The organism is Candidatus Flexifilum breve, assembly GCF_016713355.1.
This window is the reverse complement of record NZ_JADJPI010000007.1, coordinates 44,060-58,544: the sequence shown is the minus strand read 5'-3', so window position 1 is coordinate 58,544 and position 14,485 is coordinate 44,060. Positions and strand designations below refer to the sequence as shown.

At 59.9% G+C, this 14,485-nt stretch carries 14 protein-coding genes; 7 read left to right on the top strand and 7 right to left on the bottom strand.

Annotated elements, in window-relative coordinates:
• Positions 1-59 precede the first annotated feature (59 nt).
• Entirely contained in the window at positions 60-1,088 is a 1,029-nt protein-coding gene (locus IPK17_RS05660; protein ID WP_343416705.1) for a hypothetical protein, read from the top strand.
• 79 nt (positions 1,089-1,167) lie between these two features.
• Here IPK17_RS05660 and IPK17_RS05655 read toward each other — a convergent pair whose 3' ends face one another.
• Positions 1,168-1,821 (bottom strand): DedA family protein, encoded by a 654-nt coding sequence (locus IPK17_RS05655; RefSeq protein ID WP_343416704.1) that lies wholly within the window; start codon positions 1,819-1,821, stop codon positions 1,168-1,170.
• A gap of 180 nt (positions 1,822-2,001) precedes the next feature.
• On the opposite strand from IPK17_RS05655, the gene IPK17_RS05650 reads away from it, so the two are divergent.
• Positions 2,002-2,667 (top strand): DedA family protein, encoded by a 666-nt coding sequence (locus IPK17_RS05650; RefSeq protein ID WP_343416703.1) that lies wholly within the window; start codon positions 2,002-2,004, stop codon positions 2,665-2,667.
• A gap of 77 nt (positions 2,668-2,744) precedes the next feature.
• Here IPK17_RS05650 and IPK17_RS05645 read toward each other — a convergent pair whose 3' ends face one another.
• Together IPK17_RS05645 and IPK17_RS05640 are read right to left on the bottom strand one after the other, a co-directional pair.
• Positions 2,745-3,419, bottom strand: a complete 675-nt coding sequence (locus IPK17_RS05645; protein WP_343416702.1) for a GAP family protein — start codon at positions 3,417-3,419, stop codon at positions 2,745-2,747.
• The gene (locus IPK17_RS05640; protein WP_343416701.1) at positions 3,420-3,959 is read right to left on the bottom strand and encodes a TetR/AcrR family transcriptional regulator; all 540 of its coding nucleotides are present in this window, start codon (positions 3,957-3,959) and stop codon (positions 3,420-3,422) included. It lies immediately after the preceding gene.
• A 147-nt stretch (positions 3,960-4,106) separates the two neighbouring features.
• On the opposite strand from IPK17_RS05640, the gene IPK17_RS05635 reads away from it, so the two are divergent.
• Positions 4,107-5,813 (top strand): M3 family oligoendopeptidase, encoded by a 1,707-nt coding sequence (locus IPK17_RS05635; RefSeq protein WP_343416700.1) that lies wholly within the window; start codon positions 4,107-4,109, stop codon positions 5,811-5,813.
• Between the two features lie 92 nt (positions 5,814-5,905).
• Here IPK17_RS05635 and IPK17_RS05630 read toward each other — a convergent pair whose 3' ends face one another.
• The gene (locus tag IPK17_RS05630) at positions 5,906-6,886 is read right to left on the bottom strand and encodes an NAD-dependent epimerase/dehydratase family protein (protein ID WP_343416699.1); all 981 of its coding nucleotides are present in this window, start codon (positions 6,884-6,886) and stop codon (positions 5,906-5,908) included.
• A gap of 105 nt (positions 6,887-6,991) precedes the next feature.
• Complete coding sequence (locus IPK17_RS05625; RefSeq protein ID WP_343416698.1) at positions 6,992-7,582, bottom strand: thioredoxin domain-containing protein; 591 nt, start codon at positions 7,580-7,582, stop codon at positions 6,992-6,994.
• A gap of 84 nt (positions 7,583-7,666) precedes the next feature.
• Between IPK17_RS05625 and IPK17_RS05620 the strand changes: the two genes are divergently transcribed.
• The 4 genes from IPK17_RS05620 (at position 7,667) to IPK17_RS05605 (ending at position 11,882) form a co-directional block, all read left to right on the top strand.
• Positions 7,667-8,059, top strand: a complete 393-nt coding sequence (locus IPK17_RS05620) for a hypothetical protein (protein ID WP_343416697.1) — start codon at positions 7,667-7,669, stop codon at positions 8,057-8,059.
• 3 nt (positions 8,060-8,062) lie between these two features.
• Positions 8,063-9,052, top strand: a complete 990-nt coding sequence (locus IPK17_RS05615; protein ID WP_343416696.1) for a lysylphosphatidylglycerol synthase transmembrane domain-containing protein — start codon at positions 8,063-8,065, stop codon at positions 9,050-9,052.
• A 114-nt stretch (positions 9,053-9,166) separates the two neighbouring features.
• Positions 9,167-9,916, top strand: coding sequence for an alpha/beta fold hydrolase (locus tag IPK17_RS05610; RefSeq protein WP_343416695.1), 750 nt, complete (start codon positions 9,167-9,169; stop codon positions 9,914-9,916).
• Positions 9,917-10,016: 100 nt separating this feature from the next.
• Entirely contained in the window at positions 10,017-11,882 is a 1,866-nt protein-coding gene (locus tag IPK17_RS05605; RefSeq protein ID WP_343416694.1) for a sensor histidine kinase, read from the top strand.
• Here IPK17_RS05605 and IPK17_RS05600 read toward each other — a convergent pair.
• On the bottom strand, positions 11,854-12,954 hold the full coding sequence (locus IPK17_RS05600; RefSeq protein ID WP_343416693.1) for a hypothetical protein: 1,101 nt from the start codon (positions 12,952-12,954) through the stop codon (positions 11,854-11,856). The genes IPK17_RS05605 and IPK17_RS05600 overlap by 29 nt on opposite strands.
• A gap of 197 nt (positions 12,955-13,151) precedes the next feature.
• The gene (locus tag IPK17_RS05595; RefSeq protein ID WP_343416692.1) at positions 13,152-14,483 is read right to left on the bottom strand and encodes a dihydrolipoamide acetyltransferase family protein; all 1,332 of its coding nucleotides are present in this window, start codon (positions 14,481-14,483) and stop codon (positions 13,152-13,154) included.
• Between the last annotated feature and the right edge of the window lie 2 nt (positions 14,484-14,485).

Here is a 14,485-nt window from a genome sequence, read left to right as displayed (position 1 = left end):
ATCTAATCGATAAAATCATATGAATGATTGATTACTCAACTACGCTGTAGGGAAACTTCATGCCTCGTCGAACGCTTAAGATCCTTCTGTTTGCTTGTCTTGTTTTCACCCTGCTACTGACCTCAACCAGTTTTGCCGCCGGCGGCGTCACCATCACCAGCCTGAATTGGGTGGACGGTGGCGGCTGTGAGTACGTCGCCATTGCTGGCACGGTGATCGATTTCAGCTACAGCGATCCCGCCGTCAGCGTCCAGATTTTCAAGAATGGCTCACCTGTCGCCAGCACTGAGTTAAGCGCGTATCCCACGGGCAATTTCAGTCAGGGCTTCGTCGTCAACGCCGTCAGTGGTGACACGATCACCGCGACGGCGTCGATCAGCGGCTTCAATGCCAACGCGGGACCGATTGTGTGCGGCGGTGGCGGCGGCAGTACGGGCGGTGGATCGTCGAGCGGTGGTGGCGGGAACACGACTCCCGGCGACGGCCGCCTCAATTTTGCGCCGGATGAGTACTACACGCTGTACTGCGCCTTCGATCAACTGGAAATCTGGCGGGGCGTCCCAACCGGACTGCTGCTGCACACGGTGCCGCTGGCTTCACTGCTCGCGTTGTCCCCTGGTCAGGCTTATGCTGCTGGTGGCGGGACGACGATCCTGCGCGATGCCGAGGATGTATTCACCGTGTACGGGAGCAATGGCAATCTGGCTCCGCAAGCCGGAACGAAGTCGTTCCTGATGAGCGAGTGTATTACTCGGAACGGTGGGGAACCAACAGCTGCGGTCGAAGCAGCGCCGCCTGCTGTCGTGCCTCAGGTTGCTTTTTGCGAAGATCCGGCGACCTTTAACGACCGCTCCTGCTTCGAATCAGAAGAAGCCTGGTGCATTGCGAACAATTATTTACCGAGTGACTGCATCTCCTATAACGTTTTCCGCTGGTTTGGCGCGCTGCTGACGCAAGTGTTTCTGTGCGCGATGATGGCGGCGAGCGGTGCTTTCGGGATCGTCGTGATGGTGACGCCGAATCAGCTCCGCGCCAAGCGCGCAGAGATTCACGCGTGGATCGAACGAGTCAAGCGCTTGGCGCGGTGAGGCTGAGTTCTGGCATAGCCATATAATAAAAAGGGCGCATTTCGGTGCGCCCTTTAGCATTCAAGCTGACTGCTGACGATTATTCCGCGTCGGCGTAGTCCGAGCGATTGCGCAAACCCCGGTTGATCATCCAGAGCATGACGATGATGAGGGTGACGGCGATGACGATCACCGTGAGTTCCTGATACTGTTCGATGAACAGCGTCACCTCTTCCCAGTTTTCGCCGAGCAGCATCCCCGCGTAACCGAGCAGACCGCTCCAAATGGCCGAGCCGAGCGTCGTGTAAATCAGGAACTTGGGCAGGGGCATCTTTTGCGCGCCTGCGGGCAGCGAAATGAGGCTGCGCACGAGGGGCAGCAGCCGCCCGAAGAACACGATACCCGCCCCATACTTCTCAAAGAACTTCAGCGCGCGGTCATAATCAGCTTCCGACACGGTGATCCACTTGCCATAGCGGCGCAGCAGGCGGCGGACGATGGTATCGCCCAGCACCATGCCGATGTAATACAGCACGAGCGCGCCGAGCACCGACCCCAGCGTCCCGGCGACCCACACGCCGACGAAGCTCAATTCGCCTTGACCGGCGACAAAGCCCGCGAACGGCATGACGAGTTCCGACGGGATGGGCGGGAACACATTTTCCACCAACATGATCAAACCGACGCCGGGATAGCCTAAAGCCATGATCAGGTCTTGAATGAACGTCGCGAGCTGATCGAGAAGTCCAGACATGCACATCTCCTTGGAATGAATGAACAAGATGATTTTTACAGAGCATCCTTGAATTTTCCTTACGGAGACCTGTTTATTTACCTTAGCGTTGGATAAGAATATCCCCATTGTTGGACGCGCTGACCCTCATGTACAATGAACTCAACGCGTTTTTAAGCAATTTGCGGAGGCATTTCAGGTATGACTTTCGGCATCGATATGATCGAGGCAATCAAGACCGTCGGCTTGATCGGTGTATTTCTTGTCGTTTTCGCTGAGTCCGGCTTGCTGATTGGCTTTTTCCTGCCGGGAGATAGCCTGCTGTTCACCGCTGGTTTTCTCGCATCACAGGGGGTCTTCTCGTTGCCCGCGCTGGCGATTGGCTGCGGTCTCGCGGCGATCATTGGCGATAGTGTCGGCTATACGTTCGGTCGACGCGTGGGACGCCGCCTGTTTGAGCGCGAGGACTCGACTCTCTTCAAGAAGAAACATCTCGCCGCCGCGGAAGGCTTCTACGAAAAGCACGGCGCCAAGACGATTGTGCTGGCGCGCTTTGTGCCCATCGTGCGCACGTTCGCCCCCATCGTCGCGGGCATCGGCGAAATGGAATATCGCAAGTTCGTGACGTACAACATCGTCGGCGGCCTGCTGTGGGGTGTCGGCGTGACGATTGGCGGCTATGTGCTTGGCAGTGTTATCCCCGATGTCGACAAGTATCTGCTGCCGATCATCATCGTGATCATCTTTGTATCGCTGCTGCCGAGCGTGTACCATGTCCTCAAGGACAAGGAAATGCGCGACGGTCTGATCGGCATGGTGCGCCGTGTGCTGCACCTCAGCCCTGCCACCCCGGGCACGGGCGAATAGGTCAAGCATTCACATAAGCAGTGGTCGTAGGGACGAGGCATGCCTCGTCCTTTTTGTTGCAGTTGACTAGGATAGCCTCAAAACAGCGGCGTGCCGGTCAGGAAATACAGGCCGCCGTGCGCGATCAGTGCCGTGCCCCCCAGCAGTGATGCCCACTTCATCAACCGAGCCGACCAGCGCATCAGCGTTGCGCCGATGCGTTCCAGATACGGCAGAACACGCTGGCGCAGCACCAGAAACGCCCCCAGAAACCCGAACATCGGCAGTGCAAAGATGACGTTGTAAACGCCGAGCACGACGACACTCGCGAGCAGCCCGAGCTCCGCCTGAGCGATGCGTTCCAGCGCGGCGAAGTACGGCAGCGCCGTAGTCACTTCACTGCCGATCAGCACGATGCCGAGAAAAAATGTATGGATGGGGGCGAGCGATAGCGGCACAGGTGCGGCGTCAGGTTGGGAGGTGGCTTTCACGCGCAGCCCGAAGATGAACAGCACCACCCCGAGTACGATCACAAGGGCGTAACCCACTGTTGGCTGAATGCGGGTCAGGAGTTGTTCGAGGATGAGATTGAACCCGCTCAATATCAGCACGCCGCCGACGAAGTAGGCGAGCACGCCGCCCAGAATGTAAGCGATCACGCGCACGGTTGGCTTCGGGGTGGCCAGCAGAATGAACTGGGCAATGAACAGCGACGGATTAATGCTGTCGAGCAGTCCAAGACCTGCCACGGAGAGGAGCAGCGCCGTGGACATTTAGGCCTCCTTCGTCATGCGCAGCAGTTCGTCGCGGAGGGCTGCACGCAATGCCGGGTCAATTTCGGGCTGGATGATGCGCTCCGTCCAATAGGCGTCAGCCGATTGGCGGATGATGGTGGCGCGGACGGGCGAAATCTCGTCATTGAGCAGGCGCTGATTCCAATGGTCAAAGTCATCACGGATCAGTTTCATCAGCTCATCATTGAGTGTGGAAACCAACAGCAGTTCGAGCAGCATTGGAGCGTCGTCAAAGGTGGCTTGAACATAGGCGCGCGTCCACCGTCCCTTAGATTCTTCGTCACGCTCGTAGTAGGCACGCACCCGTTCCTCGAAGTTGGCGAAGAATTGGCGGATCAAGCCGTTGACGAGCGCGTCTTTAGAGGGGAAGTGGTGCAGTAGTCCGCCTTTGCTCACCCCCGCTTCTTTGGCGACCGCGTCCAACGTGAGCCCGGTGATCCCGCTGGTGCGGATCTGTTCAATGGCGGCGCGCAGCAGTTTCTGGCGGGTCTGCACGCCTGCATCGTGTTTGACTGACATAGTAGTCCTTTCCATACCGTCTGGACGGTTGGTCTAATAGCATCATACCGTCCAGACGGTCGGTATGTCAAGAGGCAGGGGCTCTCTTGAACTTTTTTGTTCATTTGAGGTATCTTTAATGTCACATTTCAAAGAAAAGGGTGTGAGATGTTTTCACAGTTACCAACTGACGTTAATGAATTCAAGACTTGGGATTGGGCGCGCCTGGAACCCTACTATAAAGACCTCGAAGCGCGAGCCATCAATGACGACAACGTCATCGACTGGCTGACCGATTGGTCGCGCATCGGCGATATCATCAGTGAGACGTACAGCCGCCTCTCAGTGGCGACCACCGTCGATACGACCGACGAAGCCGCCAATCAAGCCTATATCAACTACATCGAACACGTCATTCCACCCGCGCAGGCGGCTGGTCAGGTGCTCAAAGAGAAGCTGCTGGCCAGCGGCATCGAACCGCCGAATTACAACATCGAACTGCGTGACATGCGCACCGAAGCGGAACTCTTCCGCGACGAAAACCTGCCGCTGCAAACCGAAGAGGGCAAGCTCGGCACGGAATTCGACAAAATCATCGGCGCGCAGACCGTCATACTGGATGGCGAAGAGAAGACCCTGCCCGCGCTCAAGCCGATCTATCTGGATACGGATCGCAGCAAGCGCGAACAGGCGTGGCGTCTGGCGTCGGATCGCCAACTCGTCGACCGGGAGGCGCTCAACGACCTGTGGGGCAAGTTCCTCAAGATTCGCACGCAGATGGCCGCGAATGCGGATATGGCCGACTTCCGCGCGTACCGCTGGCGCGACTTCAAGCGCTACGACTACACCCCCGAAGACTGCATGACCTTCCACCGTGCGATTGAAGAAGTGGCCGTGCCCGCCGCGCAGCGCATCTACGAACGCCGCCGCCAGCGCCTCGGCCTCGCCACGCTGCGCCCGTGGGACCTGGATGTCGATCCTGAAGGTCGCGAACCGCTCAAGCCGTTCACCGATGCCGCGCATATGGAAGCGGTTACTGCGCAGATGTTCCACAAGGTTGACCCGCAGTTGGGCAACTACTTCGAGATCATGCGGCAGGAACAGCTGCTCGACCTGCCGAACCGCAAGGGCAAAGCGCCGGGCGGGTACTGCACGGGCTTCTCCGTGATCAAGCGTCCGTTCATCTTCATGAACGCAGTCGGCATTCACGACGACGTGCAGACGCTGCTCCACGAGGGTGGGCACGCCTTCCATGTCTTTGAAGCGGCCAACCTGCCCGCCTACCGCACGCAGCATGCCCCGATTGAATTCTGCGAAGTCGCGTCCATGTCGATGGAACTGCTGGCGGCGCCCTACCTCACGCAGGATCAGGGCGGCTTCTACGCCGATCCCGCCGAAGCGGCGCGCGCGCGTGTCGAACACCTTGAAGGTGTGATCCTGTTCTGGCCGTACATGGCGGTCGTCGACTCGTTCCAGCATTGGGTCTACACCCATCAGGAAGAAGCCGCAGATCCGGCCAACTGCGACCGCGTGTGGGGCGAACAGTGGGATCGCTTCATGAAGGGGATCGACTACAGCGGCTTGGAAGACTCCAAGGTGACGGGCTGGCATCGTAAGCTGCACATCTTCCAGATTCCGTTCTACTACGTGGAATACGGCCTCGCGCAGTTGGGGGCGGTGCAGGTGTGGCGCAACTCGCTGCAAAATCAGGCCAAAGCCGTCGCGGATTACCGCTCGGCGCTGGCGCTCGGCGGCACCGAACCGCTGCCGAAGCTGTTCGCCGCCGCGGGCGCGAAGTTCGGCTTTGATGCGGGGATTGTACGGGAATGTGTTGATCTCGCCGAGCGCACCATCAACGAGCTGGATCCGGCGTAGAACGCAGGACTGAGATAAACGCAGGACTGAGGACTGAGTGAAGCGCAGCGGACGGCTGCCTTTACTCAGTCCTTTTAACTTAGTCCTCAGTCCTAGCTTTTAATGCCGAGCTTTTGCATCTCATACGGCAGCACGTCGCGGAGGATGGTCGCCACCGGACGCGGTTTGTAGCCGAGTTCGCGCTTCGCTTTCGCATTGGAGCCGATGTAGGTCACGCCCGCGACGATGCGCAGCCCTTCGGAGGTATAGGTTTCCGGCAGGAATGCGTCGAACGGCTTGGCGAGCACCGACATCAGCTTGAAGAGCACGGGCGGCGCGGTCAATCTGGGAGCGGGGATGCCCGTAATGTGTTCGGCCAGCTTGAACGCGTCCGTCAAGCGGATGATTTCCCCGCAAATGTTGTACGACTCGCCCGGTTTGCCCCGCTCCATGGCCAGAATGTGCCCCTCGACCACATCGTCGACATGCGCCCACGCGTGCGCGCTCTGCTGGGGCAGCATGGGCAGTTGGCGCTGCAAATAGCTGCGCAGCGAATTGCCCACCGCGCTCGGGTCATCTTTACCGTAAACCAGCCCCGGCTGCACGATCACCAGCGGCAGGCCGGCCTGCATCATCGGTAGGGCGACTTTGTAATGCGCGTCAGCTTTGGTGCGGTCGTAGTTGCTGAGGTGCGTGCCTGTGAAGACATAGCTCTCATCGACGGCGCGCCCGTTGGTGTTGGAGTAGACCGCCAAGGTGCTGGTATACACCCCCTTTGGGATGCCGAGATCGCGCATGACTTCAAGCACGTTGCGCGTGCCGCCAACGTTGATGTCATCGGCCATGTGCCCGTCTTTCGCGCCGACTTTGTACCACGCCGCAACGTGGAACACGCCATCCGCGCCGCGCATCGGTTCGACGAGGCTGGCGCGCTCGGTGATGTCACCCTGATAGATCTCGACGCCGAGCGCCTTGAGGTCGTCGGCTTTGGCGGGCGTGCGCACCACCGCGCTCACCTGATGCCCGCGCCGAATCAGTTCCCGGACCAGATTCCCGCCGATAAAGCCTGTTGCTCCCGTGACAAAATAGCGCATTGTATCTCCTAAATCCAGCGAACAGAGAGCTAACGAAAGCGATTTGAACCGCAGAGAACGCAGAGGGCGCAGAGCGTGAGAATCTTTCCTCTGCGGTTAAGCTGTTTATGCACCGGCGGCGGCGGTGAGCTGCGCGATCAGTTGATCGGTGGTCTGCTGCCCCGTCGAAAGCGTCGAGGTTGCGCCGAGCGGGCTGATGATGAAGTGCGGCGTATCGGTCAAGGTCGTGACTTCCGTGCCGAAGGTCGTCATTAAGTCGGCAAAGAAGGCCGGCGTGGCGGTCGCAAACAACCAGTCGAAGCTGTAGCGGGTCGCGTAATTGCGCAGCATGTCGCTGGGGTCGGCGCTCACGGTGATGAACAGGTACTGTTCCGGATTGAGCCGCTCCTTGGCGGTCTGCACTTCCATCTGCTGCAGCAGACATTCCGCGCAGCCCGCGGTGATCGGCTGCACGTAGATCGTTTTGCCCGCGTAGTCGGCCAGCGTAAAGGCCGAACCCGTGATGACCTCGGTGAGCGGGGTCGCGTGCCAAGCGGGACGCTCGTCGGGGGGTATGCCGTTGCCGAGCAGCGCTTCGAGCGCGCCGCTGGAAGCTTCCTCTTCGGGGAGGGTGGTGGGCGGGGGTGGCGTGGTCGACGGCGCGGAGGAACACGCCGCCAGCAGTAGCAGACACAGCACAAGGAGCGAACGGTTCATGCAAGGCTCTCCGGTAGGCACGTCAGGAAAATGTCGCTACAATAAGTCCTAACGCCATATGACGTTACTCAATGAGGATAATCGATGACCCAGCAAAATGCCTATACCCGGCAGTGGATTGCGGGCGGTAAAATCCTGTGTTTCCGGTTCAACAGTCTGGGCGGTGCTACCGCTGAAGAATGGTACACCGAAATGATGGTGAACTACGATACTTGGCGGCAAAATAACGAGCGGGTGCTGGTGCTGCTGGATCTGCGGAACAGCGGTAATCTGCTCAGCGCCGAAGGGATGGCGCGGGCGCGGGATCTGGCGGCGAAGTTCGGCGATCTGGAAGGGCGCATCGCCCTATTGATCGACACGAACGAAAGCTTCAAGAATCTGGCGATGTTCCTCGAACGCGGGATCACCGCGCAGGCGCGCGAACGCAAGCTGTTTGAAGAGGAACAAGCGGCAATTGACTGGTTGTTAGGCGAATAACTTATGCGGCGTTGGATCGTATATGGTGCGAGTCTCGTGGTCAGTGTCTTTTTCCTCTGGCTCGCGCTGCGGGATGTTCCGCTGGCGGAAGTCTGGGCGGGCATCCAACGGGCAGAGATCTTCTGGATACTGGTGAGTTTCGCGGGCGTGGTCGGCGCACAGTTGACGCGCGCGGTGCGCTGGCGCGGGCTGCTTGATAATCGAATCCCCCTGGGCAAGACGTTTCACATTTTGAACGTGATGATGATGCTCAATCAGGTGCCGCTGCGCGTGGGCGAACTGGCGCGTGTGCTGCTGGCGACCCGTTCCGGCGTGCCGGTGGTGACGGCGGCGACCAGCATTGTCGTCGAGCGCTTGATCGATATTGTGATGGTCGTGCTGCTGCTGGCCTTCGCGCTCAGCCGCCTACCCAACGTCGATCCGTTGGTGGTGCAAACGGCGGCGCTGTTCGGTGTCGCGGCGGTGGCGGGCTTCATCGTGTTGATTTTGTTCGCGCGCTACCCGGCGTTCGCGCATCGGTTGCTCACGTGGATTGAGGCGCGCCTGCCGTTCCTCAAGCGCGTGAACCTCGTGCGCCGCCTCGAAGAGATGATCGACGGGCTGAAGCCGCTGACGCATCTCGGCCATGCGACGCACGCGATCCTCTGGACGCTGATCGCGTGGGCGTTTTCGCTGGCGACGTTCTACGCCGTGCAGCGGTCGCTGACGCTCGTCGGCTATGACATGTGGCTGGCGGGCGCGCTGACCGTGCCGCTGGTCGCGTTCAGCATCGCCATTCCGGTGACGGTGGCGAGCCTTGGGCCGTTTCAGGGCGCGGTGCGCATCGGCGCGCAGGCGTTTGGTATCCCCGCGGTTGATGCGAGCACGCTCGGCTTTTTGTTCCACGGCGTCACGGTGATCACCTACTCGGTGTGGGGTGTGATCGGCTTGCTGGCGCTCGGCGTATCGCTGCGCGATGTGATGAGCGCCGAAAAGACCGAGACGGCGGCGTAAGCACGTAGCGTTTACGCGATCGGTAGATCGTCTAACCTCACCTTGATCACCGCGTCAGCGGCAGCGGGGTGGGGTTCGTTTTTATGAGCAGACAGCACACAGGAAGTGAACACTATGCCATTTGTAGACTTGGCGACGGGCGCGCGGTTTCATTATGAGGATGTCGGGCAGGGCGTGCCCGTGGTGGCGCTGCACGGACGCTTTGGCACGGCGCGCGTCGATCTCGGCGGCGTGCTCGACTGGTTGAGCGCGGAGGGTTACCGCGTCTATGGCCCGTCGCTGCGCGGCTACGGTGAATCGACGCCTAAACCGCGCGATTTCCCGCTCGATTTCTATCACCGGGACGCGCGCGATGTGCTCGCCTTCATGGACGCGCTGAAGCTGGATCAAGTGCATCTCATCGGCTATTCGGATGGCGGCGAGACGGCGCTCGTGGCGGCGGGACTCGCGCCGGAACGCTTCAAGTCGGTGTCGGTGTGGGGCGCGATTGGCTACTTTGGCGAGATCATCCGTCCGGTCGTGCAGGCGAACTACCCGGCAACGTGGATGGACGAGGAGACCAAACAGCTCCATGGCATCACCGACCCGAACCCGATGGTGCTCCAATGGGTGCAGGCGCTTAAGTTCATCATCGACTCCGGCGGCGATCTGAGCATTGGCCTCGCGCCACAGATCACCGCGCCGGTGCTGCTCATGCTCGGTGAACAGGATCGACTGAACCCGCAGGCCTATGGGCAGAACTTCGTCGACCGCACGCCGCGCGGCCAACTGGTGATGTTCAACACCGGGCATGGCGTCCACGAACAGGATTGGGAAGGCTTCAAGCGCGTGGTCGGGGAATTCCTAAAAAAATCTGAATTATGAGTTTTAGCGTCGCCAAGGTGTGCCCTTTTTTGACAATTACAGCTAAGATGTAATCTGGTGTAACTGGCAAATCCCCGCACCGGGCGAATCGTATAGAACTATGACGCTGCGACTTAAAACACTGACACTCACCGGGGTCACTCTGATCATCTTGATCAGTGCACTGTATGTCGCGCTGCGGTCGATTCTCCTGAATGGCTTCACGGCGCTGGAACAACGCGAAATTCAGACGGAAGTCAACGGGGTGCTGACGTTTCTCACCATGGAAGCGGACGGCCTCTACAACCGCCTCTCGGATTGGTCGAGCTGGGACGATTCCTACACGTTTGTCTCTGACCACAATCAGCGCTATATCACCGAGAACCTGCTCTACCCGGATATCTTCGATACCCTGCAAATCAATGTCGTCGCTTTTCTGGATCGTCAGGGGGAGCTGGTGTATATCGGCGGCATGACGCCGACCGGTTTCAACATGAGCCAGCGCCAGCTCACACCGTTTCTCGATGCGATTGCTGCCCATTATGATCTGCGCGCGCCGCTGGCGTTTTCGGGCTTCGTCGCGGTCGATAACCAGGTCGTGATGGCTGCCGGACGCCCGATCCTCAACAACGACTCCAGCGGGGCGGCCAACGGCACACTGATCTGGGTACGGCTTCTCGACGAGGAGTCGATCGGGCAGTATATGCAGTCGCTGACGCATCGCTTTTCGCTGATGACGGTAGATGATCCTCAGTTGGACGCGAGTTATCGCACGGCGATTGCGGAACTGACGACGAAGAATGCCGATTACGTCAGCGACACCTCATTTTCACGGGTGGCTTACGGTTACTCGCTGGTCAACGACCTGAGCGACGAGCCGAGCATCGTTGTGCGGGTTGCCGTCGGGCGCGAAGTGTTTCGCGAAGGACTCGAAAGCACCCTCTACTATCTGGTCACCCTGCTGATCATCGGCCTGATTCTGATCCTGTGCGTGCTCTACATCCTCGAAAATTTTGTGCTCGTGCCGATTTTGCGCCTGAGCCACGATGTGCGCGCGATCGGCACCACGCAGGATTTCAGTACGCGCCTGCCCGTGCGCGGCAAAGATGAACTGGCGCATCTGGCGGGCGGCATCAACACGCTGCTGGCCGCCGTGGAGAGCTCGTCGGAAGCACTGCGCCAGTTGAACACCGACCTCGAAACGCGCGTGGACGAACGCACGCGCGAAATCGAAGAGAAGAACCGCGAACTCGCGCGGCTGCAAGCGCAGAAAGATGTGTTCTTCGCCCGCGCTTCGCACGAACTGCGTACCCCACTCACCAACATCATCACGCGGGTGTATCTGCTGGAAAAACAGCCGCAGCAGCTTGAGGCACATCTGCGCGTGCTCAAGCTGGTCTCGACGTATATGCGCGATCTGATCAACGAAATTCTGGAGATTTCCCGCATTCAGCGCGGTTCGATCACGCTGAACCGCACCCGGTTGGAACTGCAAACCGTCGTGCGCGATGTGATCGACATCCAACTGCCCGAAGCGGAGAAAGCGACCCTGACGCTGCGGGCGGAGCTGGTCGACCCGCCGATCACCGTCTCCGCTGATTACAAGCGCCTGACGCAGATCCTCACGAATCTGGTGACGAATGCGATTCACTACACCCCCGCCAATGGAGAGATTGTTGTCTCCGTCGAGGCGACCGACGATCAGCAGGCGCGCATCAGCGTGCGCGATAATGGGGTCGGCATCGCGCCGGAACACCTCCCCCATCTGTTTGAGCCGTTCTTCCGCGCCCGCGAGGATATCAGTTTTGGCACGGGCTTAGGGCTGATGATCGTGCGCGAACTGGTCAAGCTGCACGGCGGCGAGATCACGGTCGATAGCACAGTCGGTCAGGGCAGCACTTTCACCGTGCTGCTGCCGCTGCTCAAAGTGCCGTCTGCGGAACCTACCCCGGAATTCGCTACTGAGCAGCGTACAGGTACAGACTGAACAACACGGCGACCGCCGAAATGACCACTGAGATCTTGATGAACACTTCCACCTGCGATTCGAGCACAACCAACTGCTGGTCAATGTGCGTTCGGTCGGGCATGGCCTGGCGGTGGCGGTAAATCCAGCGCATCGGCAGCCGCAGCACCGGCATAGCGAACAGCGACCACACGAAATAACCGCTCGCCATCACAAAGAAGGTCGGCATCTTGTCATCCTGCAAGAACGGGATGAGCACGAATGAGATCATCGCCGTCCAGATGAACATGATCAGCGTTTTGATATAGCGCAGCATCAACCGGCGCAGATACAGAATGTGGCGCACGAGCGCCAGTTCCGTGTTGGCAACTTCGCGCACCAGCGGGCGATCCAGCGTGCGCGCGAGGCCGAGGGCCGCGTTGAAGTGCTCAACCGTCGGCCGATCGGCATCCGATGGGATCACGTTCTGTTCAGCCAGCACTTCCCAGCGCCGCGTCGCGGGGATGATCTTGCCATCTGTATTGCGAATGGTTTCCTCAAAGTACCGCTCCCGCTTCTCGTTGCTGAAGGGGATCGTGTAGTTGATCGAGCTGCTGTGGTACTGGTACTCGTACACGCCGCGCTTGACGTTCTCTGATTCATCCGGCGAGAACGCCAGCCCGCCGAGCGCGAACGACGGCGTGATCAGGCTGGGGTTGAAGCCCGGCGTGTAGATCGTGAAATAGAAGTGGACGATGTCTTTGAGCAGCAGGTAGAGCGCGTAGAGCGGAATGCTCAGCGAGAGGATCACCGGGTAGGCGAGGCAGGTGTAGAGCAGCACAATGCCCAACGTGTGATTCGCGCCCAGGGCCGGGAACGTATCGGTCAGGTGCGCCAGAAAGATTTTGATGATGGTGACGACTTCGTCTTTAAAGAAGACCGGCAGCAGCAGGAGCAGCCCCGCGCCGCCGATGAACGCCGTGGCGATGCGGTGCAGGGTGGAAAGGCGCACTTCGCAGCGCTGCAAAAAGGCGCGCATGGCGTTGCGTTCTTGATCGGTGAGGGGGGGCTGAACTGCTTCCGTCTGGGTGGTGTCGTTGATTGTGGCGGTCATGGGTTGGGTACTCAAAAGAAGGACTGAGGTGAAAGGACTGAGGATTGAGAACTGCACAAGCTGCTGACTGAGATAGGTTCATATACTCACAATTGTAGGGGCGCACCTGTGTGTGCGCCCGAAAAGGGGCAGACACATAGGTCTGCCCCTACATGAGAAAACCGACCTCAGTCCTCAGTCCTGTAGTTCTCTGCCCTCTAGATGAGGCGCATCGGTGCTTCGATGTACTTCTTGAAGGCTTGCAGGAACTGCGCGCCTTCCGCGCCGTCACTCACGCGGTGATCGACGCTGACGGTCACGCGCATCCGGTTGCCGATGCCGAGCGTGCCATCCGCCTTGACGACCGGGATCTTCATGGCGCTGCCGATGGCGAGAATGCCGGCTTCCGGCGGGTTGATGATGGCGAGGAAGTGCTCGACATCATATGCGCCGAGGTTGCTCACCGTGAAGGTGCTGCCCTGAATATCGTCCGGCTTGACTTTGCCTTCGCGGGCGCGACCGATCATCTCTTTATTGATTTGCGCCAGCGCGCTCAAGGAGACGCGATCTGCGTCCTTCGCAACCACGTTGACCAGACCACCGCCGGGGATCGCCACGGCGATGCCGATGTTGATCCGCTTGTGGCGCACGAGCTTGTCGCCGTAGTAGTGCGTGTTCAGGTTCGGGAATTCGCGCAGGCTGAGCGCCGTCGCCTTGACGATCAGGTCGTTGACGCTGATCTTGTGCGCGTCGTCCAAGCCAGCGTTGATCTGCTTGCGGAAGTCGAGCAGCGCTTCGACGTCGAGTTCGTTGGTGACGTAGAAGTGCGGCGTCTGCTGCTTGGCGTCGATCATGCGGCGGGCGATGCGCGACCGGATCTTGCTCGTGTCGATGATTTCGACATCCGGGCCGGACGGCAGTTCGCCAAACGTCTGCGCGGCAATCGGAGCCGCAGCGGGCGCTTGGGCGGGCGCGGGAGCGGCGGGCGGCTGCCACGCTTCCACGTCGGCCTTGATGATGCGGCCGCCGGGACCCGTGCCGTTCACCTGCCGCAGGTCGATATTGCGTTCGCGGGCGATGGCGCGCGCCACCGGAGAGGCTTTGATGCCATCCGGCAGGTTTTCGTCGACATCGTCTTCGGCGGGCTTCTGCGTGGGGCGCGGCGGGGGCGGTGAACCACCACCGGGGCGGGTCGGCGTGACCGAGGGCGAAATGGCCGTCGGGGTCACCGACGCCGAAATCGCGGTTGGGGCGGAGGTGGACGCCGGACGCTGCGCGGGCGCGCCGCCGTTGGCCGCGGGGACGTCTTCACCCGCCGCGCCGACCCACCCGATCACCGAGCCGACTTTGAGGCTCGACCCCGGTTCGCCGATGAGCGCGAGCAACGTGCCGCCCGCTTCGGCGGGGACTTCGACCGTCGCTTTGTCCGTTTCAATCTCCGCGATCACATCGCCAGCGTTGATCTGATCGCCAACTTTTTTCGTCCAGTTGAGCAGCACACCCTCGGTCATGTCGGAGCCGAGGTTCGGCATTTTGATCTGTTGCGCCATGA

Coding starts and splice junctions, on each gene's coding strand:
- IPK17_RS05600 (WP_343416693.1), bottom strand. CDS start 12,954: ATGACCGCCACAATCAACGACACCACCCAGACGGAAGCAGTTCAGCCC.
- IPK17_RS05655 (WP_343416704.1), bottom strand. CDS start 1,821: ATGTCTGGACTTCTCGATCAGCTCGCGACGTTCATTCAAGACCTGATC.
- IPK17_RS05610 (WP_343416695.1), top strand. CDS start 9,167: ATGCCATTTGTAGACTTGGCGACGGGCGCGCGGTTTCATTATGAGGAT.
- IPK17_RS05650 (WP_343416703.1), top strand. CDS start 2,002: ATGACTTTCGGCATCGATATGATCGAGGCAATCAAGACCGTCGGCTTG.
- IPK17_RS05605 (WP_343416694.1), top strand. CDS start 10,017: ATGACGCTGCGACTTAAAACACTGACACTCACCGGGGTCACTCTGATC.
- IPK17_RS05635 (WP_343416700.1), top strand. CDS start 4,107: ATGTTTTCACAGTTACCAACTGACGTTAATGAATTCAAGACTTGGGAT.
- IPK17_RS05595 (WP_343416692.1), bottom strand. CDS start 14,483: ATGGCGCAACAGATCAAAATGCCGAACCTCGGCTCCGACATGACCGAG.
- IPK17_RS05640 (WP_343416701.1), bottom strand. CDS start 3,959: ATGTCAGTCAAACACGATGCAGGCGTGCAGACCCGCCAGAAACTGCTG.
- IPK17_RS05660 (WP_343416705.1), top strand. CDS start 60: ATGCCTCGTCGAACGCTTAAGATCCTTCTGTTTGCTTGTCTTGTTTTC.
- IPK17_RS05615 (WP_343416696.1), top strand. CDS start 8,063: ATGCGGCGTTGGATCGTATATGGTGCGAGTCTCGTGGTCAGTGTCTTT.
- IPK17_RS05620 (WP_343416697.1), top strand. CDS start 7,667: ATGACCCAGCAAAATGCCTATACCCGGCAGTGGATTGCGGGCGGTAAA.
- IPK17_RS05630 (WP_343416699.1), bottom strand. CDS start 6,886: ATGCGCTATTTTGTCACGGGAGCAACAGGCTTTATCGGCGGGAATCTG.
- IPK17_RS05645 (WP_343416702.1), bottom strand. CDS start 3,419: ATGTCCACGGCGCTGCTCCTCTCCGTGGCAGGTCTTGGACTGCTCGAC.
- IPK17_RS05625 (WP_343416698.1), bottom strand. CDS start 7,582: ATGAACCGTTCGCTCCTTGTGCTGTGTCTGCTACTGCTGGCGGCGTGT.